Raw genomic sequence first — 14,336 nt, 5'->3', positions numbered from 1 at the left:
GGCACTTAAAGCCGGCATCACTGTCGCTGGTCACTATCGTGATAAGCAGGGTGACATCGCATGGCTAACGGAGGATGGCTATGCCGCGCGCCTTGCGCAGGGACAGGCCGCCAAAGCCAAATACGAGGCAACCGGCGAAATCATCTATATCCCCGGTGTCGATGAAACCGATATGAACGTGGGCATGCCCGGCAAGTTTGTCTGGGACTGGTATCATGTCTGGGCGGAAAAAGGCCTGTGGGACAATCGCTATGCCGTGATGAGCGACGCCGACTTGCTGGCTTATGAATCGATCACTGCCGCAGCAAAACAAACCAAGCCCTATTTGATGATCCATAGCGATGCGAGCTTCCTGCCCGATGCCGCAAAACGGCATTTCGATGCCATGCCATCAACCTTAAAAAACCTGATCTGGGAAGGCGATACGCCGCATCTGAGCTATTATGACCAACCCGAAATACTCGACCGAACCGTCGCGCACATCACGGGTTGGATGAAAGAAATCTGACTTCTCCACAACATGTCCCGGCCAGTGCGGCAGCTTGGCACTGGCCGGGATTTAAAGCGGACTGTCCCCCCCCCCAACATTCGAGACATGATCGCGCGATCTGCGCAAGTCACCACCCCGCTCTTTGAGGCCAATCCGTTGGCCGACCCCAAGCCTCCTTCAATCAACCCGTAAAGGGTCCGCTACGCTGCGCGTGCGGCCACTGCGTCTGCGCCTTCGTGGTGATTGCGGCTTTGCGCCGTCTGTCCGGGGCCTGTCGAGCGGGGATGGTCCCTGCTCCGAGACAGGAGCTCGTACATGTCACTCACCGTCGCACAGCGTCACGCCTGGAGCCTCGCCCGCACACTAATGGTCTGCGTTACCTTGTTCCAAGCCGGTAATGGCTATGCCGCCGTTCCCACCGCCGAATTCGATGGCGATGCCGACAGCGTCATCCATGAATATGACCCGTTCAATCCCTGACCGCGTCAGATTGCGTTGCGGCGCATGGCTGGATGCCCATCGGGTATTCCAGCCGATGCGCATTTCTGCTATGGATTCCATGCACATTGCGCTGCGGTGGAGGTGGAGAGCGCGTCCCTTACCCTTGATTCCAAGGAGGACGCCATGCTGATCGGCTTTGCCCTGATAATCGTAGCAGTATTCCTGTGCTGCGCGCTTCTGTTTCGCCTTTCGATCTACGCCCTTCCACTGTTTGTCGCGTTTCTTGCGGGTTCGGCGACTTATCGCACCGACAGCGGTATTCTTGCTGCGCTCGCCGCCGCAGCCATATCTGCGATCATTCTGCTTGCTGCAGCCCGGTTAGCACTGGCGTTCGCTAAGTCCGACCTGACGCGGGCAGCGATTGGCCTTGCCTTTGCCGCGCCCGCAGCCATTGCAGGCTATCACGCAGTCCACGGCATTGCTGCGGCGACCATGCCGCCAAGCGCATGGCAACACGCCTTTTCATTGCTTGGCGCTGCGACAATCGCGGCTGCATCCTGGACGCAATGGAACCGCGCCCGGCCCTAGCTTTGCCATTTTCGAACGCCCGCCCGGCAGGTGCCCGGCGGGGCTCGCACGGCCAAATCGGCAAGTACGAGGCAAGCGTTGTGTTCGAGTGGCAGTTTCTGCGTCCCTCTTCTTGGGTCAGCTTGGTCTGGGCGTTTGCGCGGTCGGAGCGAGGCCGAGAATTCGCAGCCGGTTTTGAGCTGGCCAGTGGCGGACCGATCGCGCTGATCTCAATCAGGCCCGGATTGACGCATGGCCGTTGCCGACATCTGCGATTGCGGTTACCACTAGGCAGCACACCGGTGACGACACCTTTCTCATCGCATTTCGGTCTTGGAAGTCCGGGAAGTGCCATTTCTCCCGGTCAAGTGTGACCCGAGCCCACTGCTGCCTCGTCAATGGCCGTGGTTGGCAGGGGATGGCTTCGCCGCTTGATCCCTTGCTGCAACGCCGTCTGTACCAACTTTCTTCCCCTGGGCGTACCGCCCATTCCTCGCGAGGCAAGAAAGCCGTCTGGCCGTCGTCCTCCACTGCGTTTCGGCCGTTCCGGTGCAGCGGGCGCAAGCCCCTGCCTTCAACCAGCCATCGAGGCCGCGATGGGCGCGGGTTCGACCAACTTGAAGGAATGCATCATGGCCAACATCGGAACTTTCACCAAGACCGGCAACGAATACAAGGGCGAGATTGTCACCATGTCGGTGCAGCAGAAGAACGTCCGCATCGTCCCCGAAACCAGCGACAACGAAAATGCGCCTTCGCACCGGGTTTTCGTCGGCCGCGCGGAAATCGGCGCCGCCTGGACCAAGACCTCCAACGAAGGCCGCGAGTATCTCTCGGTCAAGCTCGACGATCCCAGCTTCACCGCTCCCATCTTTGCCAACCTCTTCGATGACGAAGACGGCAAGAGCTTCAATCTGATCTGGTCGCGCGCCCGCCGCACCAACGGCGACTGACCGAACAGCCAGCCCCGCCCGGCACCTGCCGGGCGGGGCTTCCGGCATTCTCATTCGTCTGCTGACGTCACTCTCATAAGGAGTTCTGAGGCTTCAATCCCGAGCGCTATGGAAAGATGCTCAAGCTTGTCGACCGAGGCACTGTAGCGTCCACGCTCAAGGCTGCTGACATAGGTTCGATCGAGATGGGCCTGATGTGCAAGCTCTTCTTGCGACAGGCCAGCAGCCAACCGATAGCGTTTCAGATTCGCAGCCAGGACCTCGCGCAATTTCATTGCACGAACTCACCACCGTTGCAGAGTATTTAACCACGGAGTATACTCTTCACGAATGGAATTCGGCTGAGTTCAGCAGGCTGGCAACGCCCACGGTTTATCCGCGAAAAGGTACATTTCTCTGCCCGTTGTCGAACAAGCCAAGTTTTCGCCATTTTGGTGGGTCTTGGTGCTAAGAGACCGTGGATGCAAAAATGAGTCGGAACCAAAGGCTCGGACCATGACGATTGCTTCTTTCGAAAAAAGCCCGCCCCTCTCGGATACGGTAACGCCGTATGACGAACGCCATTTTGTCACGTATTTACGGCTACTTGACGCCGCGGACGAAGGTGCGGAATGGACCGAAGTTGTGCAGATCGTCTTTGGGATCGATCCTGCCCTGGAGCCGGTCCGGGCGCGTCAGGTCCATGAGACCCACCTCGACCGAGCACGCTGGATGACGTCCCACGGCTACCGACATCTGCTTGAGAAAGAACAAAAAGGCTGATTTTTCGGACACGGATTGGACGCCTTGCCCTAAGCGCTCCGTCAGAATTTCTGCGCCTCCGGGCATAAGCATCCCCAGATTTTGATACTTGCGGCTTACCCTTGATTAACAAAAACTTGATGCTTGGCCTTTTTGCCTGTGTTTTGCAGGGGTCTTTATGCCCGGTGGTTCGTCATGGCGGTCACCATCGACCGCGGATCAATATCGCGATCACGACTATGCGGACTTCGCGCAGGAATTCCTGCACCGTAATGCTGATTACCGCCGCGATTTTGCCGAAACTAAAGAGCGCATTGCTCGCTTCCCATCGGTCGAACACCATGAAAAGGAGGGCCTGTCCCGGCGATGGGGCCTGAGCTTTCCCCACCGATCCGCAAGCAAATCCGCGCCAGAGCCCGGCCCATTGGTCGCCCAGCGCATCGCCCGACGTGATCATCGTCGAAACTTCTAACCCGGACCTGCCTCTGATGTGGCTGTCGAGCTGGAAGCCGCTGGCAGAGATATCGACATCAGTCGGCAAACATCTCGTTTATACGAGGGGCAGCTCCAAGCTGCGACTTTGCATTCAATACCGAGCCGCCTTGCCCGTGCCCGCCGTCTCGATACCGTGCGACGAGACCTATGAACTTCGCATCGCAGCTGTCACGCGTATGCATCTGATAACGCGCGCCTCCAGCTCCACATCCCAAGGCGCTCACGTCATCACGCACAATCAACGACTGCGGTTGAGCCGCTCCCTTGCGATTCACGATGCGCTTGTGGCGGGTGCGTCTTCTCGTGACCTCGCCTACGGCCTGATCTTCCCCAACCACCGTCCTCTTGTCGGAGCGACCTGGAAAGCCTCGAGTGAGCGGCGGCAGGTTCTTCGGCTGATCGCCCAAGCGCGTAGCCTCGTCTCCCGCGGATATCGCGATATTCTTTTACACCGCTGACCGAGACATTCGGGGGTGACATATTGCGTCACCTGCATTCGGTCACTCCCTGCCCATGCCAATCTTCCGCCAAAGCTCGCGAACCCCAGCGACAGCCCGCTGCTGCTGCCAACCTTCGCCGGAGCCTTGCCATGGATGCCAGACCCACCCCCGTGACTGCACGATTTTTGCGGACGCCTGATGCTGCAGTGCACCTCGGGCTTTCGGCGCGCACACTCGAAAAACACCGCTGTTTCGGGACGGGGCCAGTCTATCGCAAGCTCGGTGGCCGGATCGTCTATGCGGTGACAGATCTCGACGCATGGGCAGAGCAAGGGCTGCGGCGGTCAACCAGCGATCCCGGAAAAGGCATCGTCCACCCAGCCAAGCGGCTTGATGGCTATACTCCGCCGGTCCGGCGCTGAGGCACGCAATGCGACGCCTGTCCGCCTTCTCAGCCAAGCCTGCGCAGCTTGACCTGTTCGTGTCCCAGGGCGGCGACATTGCCGCGCGCGATGCGCAGGATTTGATGGCCTGGCCGTTCTTCAGCCTCTCCAAATCGAAGCGGGTCCGTCCGATCGATTTCCGGATGGGGGAGGTTTCGATCTTGGTCGAAGCGACTGCCGAACATGGCATGGCAACCATCTGGGACGCAGACGTCCTCATCTGGGTAGCGAGCCAGATCGTCGAAGCGCGCGATGCTGGTCGGCCTACCTCGCGATTGATCGCCGCGACCCCGCACGAGATCCTTGCCTTCACACGGCGGGGCACCGGCAAAGCCAGCTATGAGCGGCTGAAGGCCGGGCTGGATCGACTGCAATCGACCACTATCGCGACCTCGATCCGCCAGCGTGACGCGCGGCGGCGGCACCGCTTTTCTTGGATCAATGAATGGAAGGAGCGTCTCGACCATTCGGGTCGCGCGCTCGGGATCGAGATGATCATCCCAGACTGGTTCTACGAGGGCGTGATCGATCAGGCGCTCGTGCTCACCATTGATGCCGACTACTTCGCACTGACCGGTGGTCTGGAGCGCTGGCTTTACCGCCTCGTGCGCAAGCATGGGGGCAAACAGCGCGGAGGCTGGAGCTTCGACTTCCAGCATCTGCACATGAAGTCAGGTGCGCTCTCGCCGCCGAAACGCTTCGCATTCGAGCTGCGCGACATTGTCCGCCGCCAAGCACTGCCCGGATACACGCTCACCATCGAGCACGCGTTCGGCCGCGAACGGCTGAACTTCGTCGCCGTCCGGCCCGACCCGTTCGACGCCGCAATGCGCCGTCTCAGACTGCGCTCCACCAACCATCACCCTGTGGATATGTCATGATGCAGCACGGACTATCAGGAACCGCCACACTCGGACCATCAGGAACCGGAAGTTCGGACTATCGGGAACCAAAACGCCGTCCAAATTACGGGAAAACATCGGCAATTTTTGCCCTTAACTATCCTAACAAAGAATCCTTCGGATTCTTGCTAACGGCTGCGAGCCTGTGGACAAAAAGCGGGGCGGACCCCGAAAGGCCTGCCGGTACGAGGATGGGTGATGACCCGCAGCTGACCCATGTGACGCTGGTCTGGCGCGAAGGCCAGCATGAGGACTGGATCAAATTCGGCAAGCCCGTTGCACAGCGGATCCTCAGCCGTAGCAAGCGGATCGAGAGCTATATGGCGGGCCAGGTGTTCGCCTTGGTCCGGTGGGCGTCCAACGATTATGGCACCGTCCGTTCAACCCTGGACATCGTCCAAGCTGTCAGCCTGGGCAAGCAATGCGCAACCGTGCCGCAGGTCGACCCCGGTGGCGCGCTGCTGCTTTCGGTCCATGGCTGGCCCAAGGTCGCGCAAGTCTTCCGGCTTATCGATGCCATCGAAGCATCAGGCATAGACCTCTGCGATGTTGCTCCAGAACATTGGCGACACATCCACAACAGGATGGCGGCCCGACTTACCCCGCGTGATTACACGCCCGCGCGCCACCAGGCCTGGCTCCAGCGCAAGGCACTTCTGCCATGAAGCGTCGCAGCATCGTCTTCGCAGCGATCGTCGCTTGCGCGACACTCACGACGCTGGCCGTGCCAGTCGCGCGCTATGCGGTGTGGAATGCGACCGCCTCGGTCCCTACCGGGCTCTATGCCATCCGCGGCACGGAAAGCCTGCATGTTGGCGAGCGGATCGCCGTTGAGCCGCCGCCCGAATTACGCCGCTTGCTCGCCGAGCGGCACTACCTCCCGACAGGCGTCCCGCTGCTGAAGCGCATCGCGGCTGTGCGCGGCCAGCGCGTCTGCCGTGATGCCTTGAGCATTACGATTGACGGCCAATATGTCGGCGCGGCGCGAGCGCGCGACCGCTTGGGCCGCCCGTTGCCGACCTGGACGGGCTGTCATGTGCTGCGCACGGGCGAGTTGTTCGTGATGAACCCGGCGGCGCCCGACAGTTTCGATGGGCGCTATTTCGGCGTGCTGCGTCTGACCCAGGTCATCGGTCGCGCGGCGCCTGTCTGGACCGATGAGGCGGGCAACGGCGACCATGTCTGGTTCGCCGACCCGCGCGCCTCCGACACTTCTTTACCCTCAACCCAAGGAGATGAACCCATGCGTATCGGGACTTTTCGTGCCGTTGGTGGCGGCTACAGCGGGCAACTGCAGACGCTGTCGCTTAACATTGAGATCTCACTCGTCCCGGCAGACCCATCAGACAGCGAGAACGCTCCGGACTTCCGTGTGGTTGCTGGCGAAGATGCGGACGCGCGCGAAATCGGCGCAGGCTGGAAGCATGTCGGGGAGAAGACGGGCGACTATGTCAGCGTGCAGATCGATGATCCTTCATTCGTGCAGCCGCTGAGGGCCAACCTGTTCAAGGGCGATGACAACGGCCATGTTCTGGTATGGTCGCGTCCCTCGCGGCGCGAAAAGGCGAACTGAGCCATGCAGCTACGCCGCTTGGGCTTCGCCGCCGTCGCTGCGCTGGCTTTGTTCGGTTCCGCGCCTGCCTTTGGGCAGGACGCTGCCGACTCGGCAACGCCGCGCACCGTCGACATTGCAGCGCACGTTGCTGAGGCATCGCTGCGTTTCGGCATCCCGGAGCAATGGATTTATGCGGTCATGCGGGCCGAGAGCGCTGGCCGGATCGGCGCGGTATCGTCGGCCGGAGCGATGGGGCTGATGCAGCTCATGCCCGGAACATGGGCGCGCCAGCGCGCCCGTTTCCGCCTCGGCAGCGATCCGTTCGACCCGCGCGATAACATCTTGGCAGGCACCAGCTATCTTCGCGAAATGTACGACAGTTACGGCGCCTATGGCATGCTCGCTGCCTATAATGCAGGCCCCGGGCGCTATCAGGAGTGGCGCGATCGCGGTCGCCCACTTCCCCCAGAAACCCGCGCTTATGTCGCAACAGTCGCACCGATGCTGCAATTGGACAGCACAGCAAATGTCGTCGCCAGCGCGTCGCCTGTGCGGCCCGTGCGCATTGCGTGGACGCAAAGCGGGCTGTTCACAGCGCGAACTTCCGCAACTGAGGCAGCGCCCAGTGCAGACATCGGCGAAGAAACAGCGGCTGCGCCGTCTGCTTCGCTGCGTCCGCACGGCGGCCTGTTCGTCCCTGTCTCGGGGAACCGCGACCAGTGACTGGCCCCCTCCCTATCTGGCGCGTCATGGCGTGGACTAGCGCAAAACTGTGCGGAAGCGGGGTTGCAGGAAAGGATGGGTCAGGAGGATGGCAAGATGAAAGCGGAGCCAGCCGCCGGGGTGTGGGGCCGCAGAATTGCGGGATTTTGACAGCCAGCCGCCCTACCTCATGGCTGGCTCCAGTCTCGATAATTGTCGCAATTCCGCCGTTCGATGAGCCAGCCGCTGTACCGCATTGCTTGACCTCATGAGTGATGACGATCTGGAAATCAGGCCTGGGCGCATCCGAGATCGCAGTTCCGGCGAAGGCAAAGCGCGCACACTCAAAGCCCAACTGCGGGCACTTGCCAATCGGTCAGGACATGGCGGCCGAGCGGGTGGTTCCGGGTCACGACGCAGCACCGGTCGCCTTGCCCGAGGCCGCATCGCAAGCCTGCAAGCAAGCTCCCGCGCAAGTCAGCGCCGTGTGATCGTCAAGGCGAGGATCGTGCGACATCGCGGGCCCCGCTTCACTGCAGCGCCGCTGGCAAAGCACCTGACCTATCTCAAGCGCGATGGCGTGACCCGCGACGGGAAGGACGCAGCGCTTTTCGACAGCGGGGACGATACCGTCGACGGCGGAGCCTTCGCCGAGCGCTGCGCCGATGACCGCCACCATTTCCGTTTCATTGTTTCGCCCGAAGACACGGCCGAACTGGCCGATGTGCGGAGCTTTACCCGAGACCTGCTGACCCAGATGGAAAAGGATCTTGGCACAGGTCTCGACTGGGTCGCCGTTGACCATTGGAACACCGACAATCCCCACATCCACATTCTGGTCCGCGGCAAGGCCGACGATGGCCGCGACCTGGTTATCGACCGCAGCTACATCAGCGAGGGCATGCGGGCTCGCGCCGCGCAGCTGGTGACCATGGAACTGGGCGCACGGACCCAGCAGGACATTGATCGAAGTATGGCTCGCGAGGTGCAGGCCGATCGCTGGACCGGTCTTGATCGCCAGTTGCAAACGCTTGGTGACGGCCTCGGCGGCGTAGTCGACCTGCGCCCCGATCCGCAGCGGATCGCCAACCCGGCCAACCAGCATCTCATCGGCCGCGCCACAAAACTCGAACGCATGGGCCTGGCAGAGAAGATTGCGCCTGGCTGTTGGCGGATAAAGCCAGCACTCGAGCAGACCTTGCGAGATCTTGGCACCAGAGGCGATATCATCAAGACGATGCACATCGCCATGACCGGGCACGGCCTTGCCACTGAAGCGGGGCGATTTGCTCTTCATAATGAAAGGGCGAGCGAGCCCGTCATCGGGCGACTGGTCGAGCGTGGCCTGCACAATGAGTTGACCGGTCAGGCCTATGCCGTGGTCGATGGCGTGGATGGCCGGGTCCATCATTGCAAATTCTCCGACATCGACATGACCGGTGATGCTGCCACGGGTGCAATTGTCGAGCTCCGCTCCTGGACTGACCGGCGCGGCCGCGAGCAATCCTCGCTCCTGACACATTCCGACTGCGATCTTGCTACCCAGGAGCGCAGCCGCGGAGCCACCTGGCTCGACAAGCAATTGATCGCATCGGAGCCGCTGCCGCTCGGTCCGGGCTTTGGCAGCGAAGTCGAAGCAGCGAAAACTCGCCGGCTAGAATATCTGGAAAGCGAAGGTCTTGCCCAGCGGCGCGGTGACCGCTTCGCCCTGTCCCGCAATCTGCTTGGCACCTTGCGCGAGCGCGACCTTGCCGACGCTGGTGCAGCACTCTCGCGTGAACATGGCTCGCCACACCGCCAAAGCCGATCATCCGGTGAGGTGTCTGGCGTATATCGCCAGCGCATCCAGCTCGCTTCGGGCCGGTTTGCGATGATCGACGATGGCCTTGGGTTTTCGCTTGTCCCTTGGTCGAAGCAACTAGACCGGCATCTCGGGCAATATGTGAGCGCCCAGCTGCGGTCTGGTGGTGGCATCGAATGGACACTGGGCCGAAGCAGGTCGATCGAGATATGATGTGGCAAGCTGACGGGTATCAGCCCAATCTTGACAAACGCACCATGTGATGCGTATATTCGCGTCAGGAGAAACGACCATGGCAAGCGCAGCAATCACCCATCAAGCGGCCCCGGCAGCAGCAGGCCTGGAGACCTTCTCGGGTGAAGGAGATCGCAAGCGACTGACCGGGGCGGCCATCAAGGCCGTGTTGCGGCTCGTCGATGCCTGGGGTGGCAGCAATGCCGAAGGTGCCGCGCTGCTCGGCGTATCCGAGAGCACATGGGACCGCATAAAGGCCGGCAAATGGGACGGCACCTTGAGCCAGGACCAGCTGACCCGCGCCTCGGCGCTAATCGGTGTGTTCAAGGGCCTGCACCTGCTGTTCGCCGACGGAATGGCGGATCGCTGGCCGCGCCTGCCCAACCGTGCGCCGGTGTTCGGCGCAAAGTCGCCGGTCGAAGCGATGATCGAAGGCGGCATTCCCCGCATGCTCGAGACCCGGCAGTATATTGACGCGCTGCGTGGCGGGCTCTGAGCCGCACTCCGCGCTGCCGCTGGTGCGTGAGGCGTTCCCGCGCACCATCAGGCTGGCCGCGAGCGCGCGGCTGCGCGAAGCCGTGCTCGCACCGCTGGCAGACGATCCCGACGAGTTGGCGCTGCTCGCCGAGATCGAAGGCGCGACCAGCGGGCGGTTAGTTGCCGAGGAACGCGGGCTTGGCGCACTCAGCCCCGAAGAACTGGTTCATGGCGTGCCGCATGCGCGCTTCATCAATGCCAGCTTCGCCTATGCCAAACCGCGCGAGCCGATGCGCTTCAACCCGGCGGACCGCGGCGCATGGTACGCCGCCCTCGCGGTTGAAACCTGCATTGCCGAAGTCGGGCATCACCTGACCAAGGCGCTCGCCGACGCAGGCGATTTCAACGCGGTCGTTGAATATGGCGAAATGCTGGCGAGCATGGCCGGCGTGTTCGTCGACCTGCGTGAAGCCCCAGGCCATCCCGCGCTCGATGCCGACCCCGCGACGGGTTATGCCGCTGGCAATGTCCTTGCCGCGCAGGCACGTGTCGAGGGCCACAATGGCATCATCTACCCCTCGGTTCGCCACGCAGGCGGCACCTGCATCGCTGCGCTCTGGCCGAATGTCGTGCAATCGGTGGTGCAAGGCGCGATGGTTCGGCTGACCTGGTCGGGTACGCCCGATTATACCTGGGAGCCGATCTAGCGATCTGCGCCAGCCTGTCCGTTTCTGCGCCAAGGCCTGCACAACCCAACTGCCCTCTTGCCAACCTCTCCGAAGCTCACCGACCTAGGCGTGAACGAGGCGGAGTTGCGCTATGTCTGCTGCCAAAATCCTTTGGGGTCAGATCCTCGCGGTGCTGATCATCATTGTTGCGAGCGTCTGGTCCGCAACCCAATGGACAGCCTCGGCGCTTGGGTTCCAGCCAGAACTCGGTGCGCCCTGGTTCCGACTGTTCGGCCATCCGGTCTATCGCCCCTATGACCTGTTCTGGTGGTGGTTCTCCTATGATGCCTACGCTCCGCAGATTTTCGATACGGGAGGGATGATCGCTACCTCGGGCGGGTTCATAGCAATCGTGGTCGCCATCGCGCTGTCTGTCTGGCGCGGCCGCGAGAACCGCAACGCCAACACCTACGGAACCGCACGCTGGGCGACCCGCGATGACATCCGCAAGGCCGGATTACTGGCCGACACCGGGGTGGTGCTCGGACAGTTCCAGAACAACTATCTTCGCCATGACGGGGCTGAACATGTTCTGTGCTTTGCGCCGACACGCTCCGGCAAAGGCGTCGGCTTGGTGATCCCGACCCTGCTGACCTGGCCGGGATCGGCGATTGTCCATGACATAAAGGGCGAGAATTGGGATGTCACCGCCGGCTTCCGCAGCACGTTCAGCCGCACCCTGCGTTTCGATCCAACCAGTCTTGAATCGTCCGCATACAATCCGCTGCTGGAGGTGCGCCGCGGCCTCAATGAGGTGCGCGACGTGCAGAACATCGCAGATATCCTGGTGGATCCCGAGGGGAGCCTCGAGAAGCGCAACCACTGGGAGAAGACAAGCCATGCCTTGCTGGTCGGAGCCATCCTTCACGTGCTTTACGCTGGCGCTGACAAATCGCTCGCTGGCGTCGCGGCTTTCCTCTCCAATCCCGACGAGACCATTGAGAACACGCTTTATGCGATGATGGACACCCCGCATCTCGGTGAATCGGGCCCGCACCCGGTCGTTGCCAGCGCAGCGCGCGAACTGCTCAACAAGTCTGACAACGAGCGGTCAGGCGTGCTGTCGACCGCAATGTCCTTTCTGGGCCTCTATCGCGACCCCGTCATCGCCAAGGTCACCAGCCATTCGGATTGGCGGATCGCCGATCTCGTCAGCGGCCGGCCGACGTCGATCTATCTTGTCGTCCCGCCATCCGACATCAGCCGCACCAAGCCGCTGATCCGGCTGATCCTCAATCAGATCGGCCGCCGCCTCACCGAAGAATTCGATCCTGCGACCAAGCGCCAGCGCGTGCTGCTCATGCTGGATGAGTTCCCTGCTCTGGGCCGCCTCGATTTCTTCGAGAGTGCCCTCGCCTTCATGGCGGGCTACGGCCTCAAGGCCTTCCTGATTGCCCAGTCGCTGAACCAGATCGAGCGTGCCTATGGACAGAACAACGCCATCCTCGACAATTGCCATGTTCGCGTTGCCTTTGCGACCAACGACGAACGCACGGCCAAGCGGGTCTCAGAAGCTCTCGGCACAACCACTGAGCAGCGCTCGATGAAGAATTATGCCGGGCACCGGCTATCACCCTGGCTTGGTCACCTGATGATCTCGCGCTCTGAAACGGCGCGCCCACTCCTCACGCCCGGCGAGATTCTGCAATTGCCGCCGACCGACGAGGTTGTGCTCTTGTCAGGGGCACCGCCGATCAAGGCCAAGAAGGCGCGCTATTACGCTGACCGTCGACTGCAGTCCCGAGTGATGCCCGCCCCCGAGATCTGCGGCCAACCCGTTGGCGCGCGCGCCACCGACGACTGGAGCGCTCTGCCCCCGATTGAGCCAGACCCCAAATCAGCCGAAGACGGTGGCCGCCGGATCGATCCTGCCAATGGCGGTTTACGGCGCGAGCCTGACCTGCCTGAACATGTCGAAGTGGTTGCGCGGCCCAAGTCTCCTGCAGCCGAATTCGAATTTGCAGAAGCTGACAGCGCAGACGCTGACCAATCAGCCGCTAACAACGAGCGGATCCGGCGCACGATGGAACGAGGCGCGCGGCAAGCCTCGCTCGACCTTGGGGACGGGATCGAACTGTGAAGCTGAAGCGCACTTTCCGGCTTCCACCCGATGTGATCAAACAGCTTGCCGAGTTCGCAATGCGCAGGCGCGTCGGCCAGCCCGATGTGGTGGAGGCCGCGCTGCGGTCGTTTATGTCGCCAGACAACCTTGAGCAGCTCGAGGCAGCGCTAAGTCGCCGCCTTGACCGCATCGACCGGCGGCTAGGCCAGCTCGATACGCAAACCGAGATTACCACTGAGGCGTTGGCATTGTTCGTGAGGTTCTGGCTGACCGCCAATCCGCCGCTGCCGGATAGTGGCCTTGCCGCAGCGCAAGCGCAGGGCAAGGAGCGATATGAGGGGTTTGTTGAGGCACTGGCGCGCCGATTGGAGGGACGGTCCCGGTTGGGAGATTTTTGAATCTAGAAGGGGCGGAGCTCGCCAACAGAGCGGTCATTCGACTGATAGACGCTGCTCCCTGAAACCTGCCCATTGTTAATCAGGCAAGCGCAGCATAGCGATCGACCGGCCTTCGGCAGGAGCCGACTCCGGTGCAAGACGGTGTCATCTTCGGTTTCCCCGATGACCGCCGATTGAAGGCTGACTGCGTTTCAGACAGTCAATCTGGGATAGCGGTCGCTAGCGTACCAGTTGAGGATTCGTTTTGATGGTGGGTAGCGGAAGATCGTTATTCACGCTGGGCAGTGCGAAGGCCGAGCTTAGGTTTTGCAACCCGCACCGTTGGCGCAGTCTCGAGAACAGGCGCCGTCTGCCGATGGATAATCTCCACGGGTGAGAATGCCGCGCGCAGTTTAGCATCGTTAAAGAAGGGCCGTATTGCGTCGATGTCGCGTTCGCTTACCGGCGGCTTACGGTTGCCGAGTGCGACGTAAAGTGATTGGACGGCCAGGGAAACCGTTTGCTGAGGATTATCGACATCACTTTCGAAACCATCGGGCATGACGCCCATGGCATCATCGTGCATCCGGGCAACGTCGATGGTCAGTGTTAGAACATCGGCGTCGTTGCGCTCTACACGCCATGACCTCAAAAGGCTCCACAGTAGATAATCCTCATTGTAGCGGACGATCTGCCGTTCGGACTTTTTGGCGGCTGCTTTAGCAACAAGGGCTTTCAGCTGCTCCACAGGGAGATGGGCGGAAGCTGTCAGTGCTAAGTGTCCGTCCTGCCCCCTGCGCGAATGAGACAAGATGCGTGACAGCACATAGAGAATAGCTGCCTGAACTTCGCGGTCGGCGTTGCGCGCGGCAAGGAGCATGTCCGCGAGGACTGGGAAGGTGTTTCGTCCCCGGTGAGCGAAATCCTT

The 14,336-nt window shown here is 61.5% G+C and carries 18 protein-coding genes and 1 pseudogene; 17 read left to right on the top strand and 2 right to left on the bottom strand.

The features are described from left to right. The 4 genes from NBV68_RS11295 to NBV68_RS11280 form a co-directional block, all read left to right on the top strand. Positions 1 to 508: hypothetical protein (locus NBV68_RS11295; protein ID WP_296309932.1), on the top strand; the 508-nt coding region annotated here is incomplete at its 5' end. A 297-nt stretch (positions 509 to 805) separates the two neighbouring features. After that, on the top strand, positions 806 to 970 hold the full coding sequence (locus tag NBV68_RS11290) for a hypothetical protein (RefSeq protein ID WP_156437709.1): 165 nt from the start codon (positions 806 to 808) through the stop codon (positions 968 to 970). Between the two features lie 144 nt (positions 971 to 1,114). Continuing rightward, positions 1,115 to 1,519, top strand: coding sequence for a hypothetical protein (locus NBV68_RS11285; RefSeq protein WP_296309927.1), 405 nt, complete (start codon positions 1,115 to 1,117; stop codon positions 1,517 to 1,519). Positions 1,520 to 2,130: 611 nt separating this feature from the next. Then, a complete protein-coding gene (locus tag NBV68_RS11280) occupies positions 2,131 to 2,451 on the top strand; it encodes a DUF736 domain-containing protein (protein WP_127692126.1) in 321 nt (106 codons plus the stop codon). A 50-nt stretch (positions 2,452 to 2,501) separates the two neighbouring features. Here the strand turns inward: NBV68_RS11280 and NBV68_RS11275 are convergent, their stop codons facing one another. Next, positions 2,502 to 2,726, bottom strand: a complete 225-nt coding sequence (locus tag NBV68_RS11275) for a helix-turn-helix transcriptional regulator (protein WP_296309922.1) — start codon at positions 2,724 to 2,726, stop codon at positions 2,502 to 2,504. A 220-nt stretch (positions 2,727 to 2,946) separates the two neighbouring features. Here NBV68_RS11275 and NBV68_RS11270 point away from each other — a divergent pair, with 220 nt between their 5' ends. From NBV68_RS11270 to NBV68_RS11210, 13 genes are all read left to right on the top strand, one after another. Further along, positions 2,947 to 3,213 carry a DUF2285 domain-containing protein gene (locus NBV68_RS11270; RefSeq protein WP_296309920.1) on the top strand — a complete coding sequence of 89 codons (267 nt, stop codon included), beginning with the start codon at positions 2,947 to 2,949 and terminating at the stop codon, positions 3,211 to 3,213. A 157-nt stretch (positions 3,214 to 3,370) separates the two neighbouring features. After that, complete coding sequence (locus tag NBV68_RS11265) at positions 3,371 to 3,664, top strand: DUF6499 domain-containing protein (protein ID WP_296309918.1); 294 nt, start codon at positions 3,371 to 3,373, stop codon at positions 3,662 to 3,664. Beyond that, a complete protein-coding gene (locus tag NBV68_RS11260; protein ID WP_296309916.1) occupies positions 3,642 to 4,145 on the top strand; it encodes a DUF2285 domain-containing protein in 504 nt (167 codons plus the stop codon). Before NBV68_RS11265 ends, NBV68_RS11260 begins: the two co-directional genes overlap by 23 nt. A gap of 131 nt (positions 4,146 to 4,276) precedes the next feature. Further along, on the top strand, positions 4,277 to 4,549 hold the full coding sequence (locus NBV68_RS11255; RefSeq protein ID WP_066479195.1) for a helix-turn-helix domain-containing protein: 273 nt from the start codon (positions 4,277 to 4,279) through the stop codon (positions 4,547 to 4,549). A gap of 8 nt (positions 4,550 to 4,557) precedes the next feature. Beyond that, positions 4,558 to 5,451, top strand: a complete 894-nt coding sequence (locus NBV68_RS11250; RefSeq protein ID WP_296309911.1) for a replication initiator protein A — start codon at positions 4,558 to 4,560, stop codon at positions 5,449 to 5,451. Positions 5,452 to 5,663: 212 nt separating this feature from the next. Further along, positions 5,664 to 6,137: a DUF2840 domain-containing protein gene (locus NBV68_RS11245; protein ID WP_296309908.1), complete on the top strand. Its 474-nt coding sequence runs from the start codon at positions 5,664 to 5,666 to the stop codon at positions 6,135 to 6,137. Beyond that, positions 6,134 to 7,045: a DUF736 family protein gene (locus tag NBV68_RS11240; RefSeq protein WP_296309906.1), complete on the top strand. Its 912-nt coding sequence runs from the start codon at positions 6,134 to 6,136 to the stop codon at positions 7,043 to 7,045. Before NBV68_RS11245 ends, NBV68_RS11240 begins: the two co-directional genes overlap by 4 nt. A 3-nt stretch (positions 7,046 to 7,048) precedes the next feature. Further along, complete coding sequence (locus NBV68_RS11235; RefSeq protein WP_296309904.1) at positions 7,049 to 7,750, top strand: lytic transglycosylase domain-containing protein; 702 nt, start codon at positions 7,049 to 7,051, stop codon at positions 7,748 to 7,750. A gap of 247 nt (positions 7,751 to 7,997) precedes the next feature. Next, on the top strand, positions 7,998 to 9,743 hold the full coding sequence (locus tag NBV68_RS11230) for a DUF3363 domain-containing protein (protein ID WP_296309902.1): 1,746 nt from the start codon (positions 7,998 to 8,000) through the stop codon (positions 9,741 to 9,743). A 79-nt stretch (positions 9,744 to 9,822) separates the two neighbouring features. Further along, complete coding sequence (locus NBV68_RS11225; protein WP_296309901.1) at positions 9,823 to 10,260, top strand: antitoxin Xre-like helix-turn-helix domain-containing protein; 438 nt, start codon at positions 9,823 to 9,825, stop codon at positions 10,258 to 10,260. Beyond that, complete coding sequence (locus tag NBV68_RS11220; protein WP_296309900.1) at positions 10,247 to 10,948, top strand: RES family NAD+ phosphorylase; 702 nt, start codon at positions 10,247 to 10,249, stop codon at positions 10,946 to 10,948. The genes NBV68_RS11225 and NBV68_RS11220 overlap by 14 nt, the downstream gene beginning before the upstream one ends. A gap of 112 nt (positions 10,949 to 11,060) precedes the next feature. Beyond that, positions 11,061 to 13,049 (top strand): conjugal transfer protein TraG, encoded by a 1,989-nt coding sequence (locus NBV68_RS11215; RefSeq protein WP_296309899.1) that lies wholly within the window; start codon positions 11,061 to 11,063, stop codon positions 13,047 to 13,049. Continuing rightward, entirely contained in the window at positions 13,046 to 13,429 is a 384-nt protein-coding gene (locus NBV68_RS11210) for a CopG family transcriptional regulator (RefSeq protein WP_296309898.1), read from the top strand. The genes NBV68_RS11215 and NBV68_RS11210 overlap by 4 nt, the downstream gene beginning before the upstream one ends. Before the next feature lie 268 nt (positions 13,430 to 13,697). On the opposite strand, the pseudogene NBV68_RS11205 reads toward NBV68_RS11210, so the two are convergent. After that, positions 13,698 to 14,336, bottom strand: a pseudogene (locus tag NBV68_RS11205) (hypothetical protein); the annotation flags it as partial.

The organism is Erythrobacter sp., assembly GCF_023653175.1.
Lineage (GTDB): Bacteria > Pseudomonadota > Alphaproteobacteria > Sphingomonadales > Sphingomonadaceae > Erythrobacter.
This window is presented reverse-complemented; position numbering and strand designations above follow the sequence as displayed.

Excerpts from the sequence above, each read along its gene's own strand:
- NBV68_RS11290 (WP_156437709.1), top strand. The coding sequence starts at position 806 with ATGTCACTCACCGTCGCACAGCGTCACGCCTGGAGCCTCGCCCGCACA.
- NBV68_RS11285 (WP_296309927.1), top strand. The coding sequence starts at position 1,115 with ATGCTGATCGGCTTTGCCCTGATAATCGTAGCAGTATTCCTGTGCTGC.
- NBV68_RS11280 (WP_127692126.1), top strand. The coding sequence starts at position 2,131 with ATGGCCAACATCGGAACTTTCACCAAGACCGGCAACGAATACAAGGGC.
- NBV68_RS11275 (WP_296309922.1), bottom strand. The coding sequence starts at position 2,726 with ATGAAATTGCGCGAGGTCCTGGCTGCGAATCTGAAACGCTATCGGTTG.
- NBV68_RS11270 (WP_296309920.1), top strand. The coding sequence starts at position 2,947 with ATGACGATTGCTTCTTTCGAAAAAAGCCCGCCCCTCTCGGATACGGTA.
- NBV68_RS11265 (WP_296309918.1), top strand. The coding sequence starts at position 3,371 with ATGCCCGGTGGTTCGTCATGGCGGTCACCATCGACCGCGGATCAATAT.
- NBV68_RS11255 (WP_066479195.1), top strand. The coding sequence starts at position 4,277 with ATGGATGCCAGACCCACCCCCGTGACTGCACGATTTTTGCGGACGCCT.
- NBV68_RS11250 (WP_296309911.1), top strand. The coding sequence starts at position 4,558 with ATGCGACGCCTGTCCGCCTTCTCAGCCAAGCCTGCGCAGCTTGACCTG.
- NBV68_RS11245 (WP_296309908.1), top strand. The coding sequence starts at position 5,664 with ATGGGTGATGACCCGCAGCTGACCCATGTGACGCTGGTCTGGCGCGAA.
- NBV68_RS11240 (WP_296309906.1), top strand. The coding sequence starts at position 6,134 with ATGAAGCGTCGCAGCATCGTCTTCGCAGCGATCGTCGCTTGCGCGACA.
- NBV68_RS11235 (WP_296309904.1), top strand. The coding sequence starts at position 7,049 with ATGCAGCTACGCCGCTTGGGCTTCGCCGCCGTCGCTGCGCTGGCTTTG.
- NBV68_RS11230 (WP_296309902.1), top strand. The coding sequence starts at position 7,998 with ATGAGTGATGACGATCTGGAAATCAGGCCTGGGCGCATCCGAGATCGC.
- NBV68_RS11225 (WP_296309901.1), top strand. The coding sequence starts at position 9,823 with ATGGCAAGCGCAGCAATCACCCATCAAGCGGCCCCGGCAGCAGCAGGC.
- NBV68_RS11215 (WP_296309899.1), top strand. The coding sequence starts at position 11,061 with ATGTCTGCTGCCAAAATCCTTTGGGGTCAGATCCTCGCGGTGCTGATC.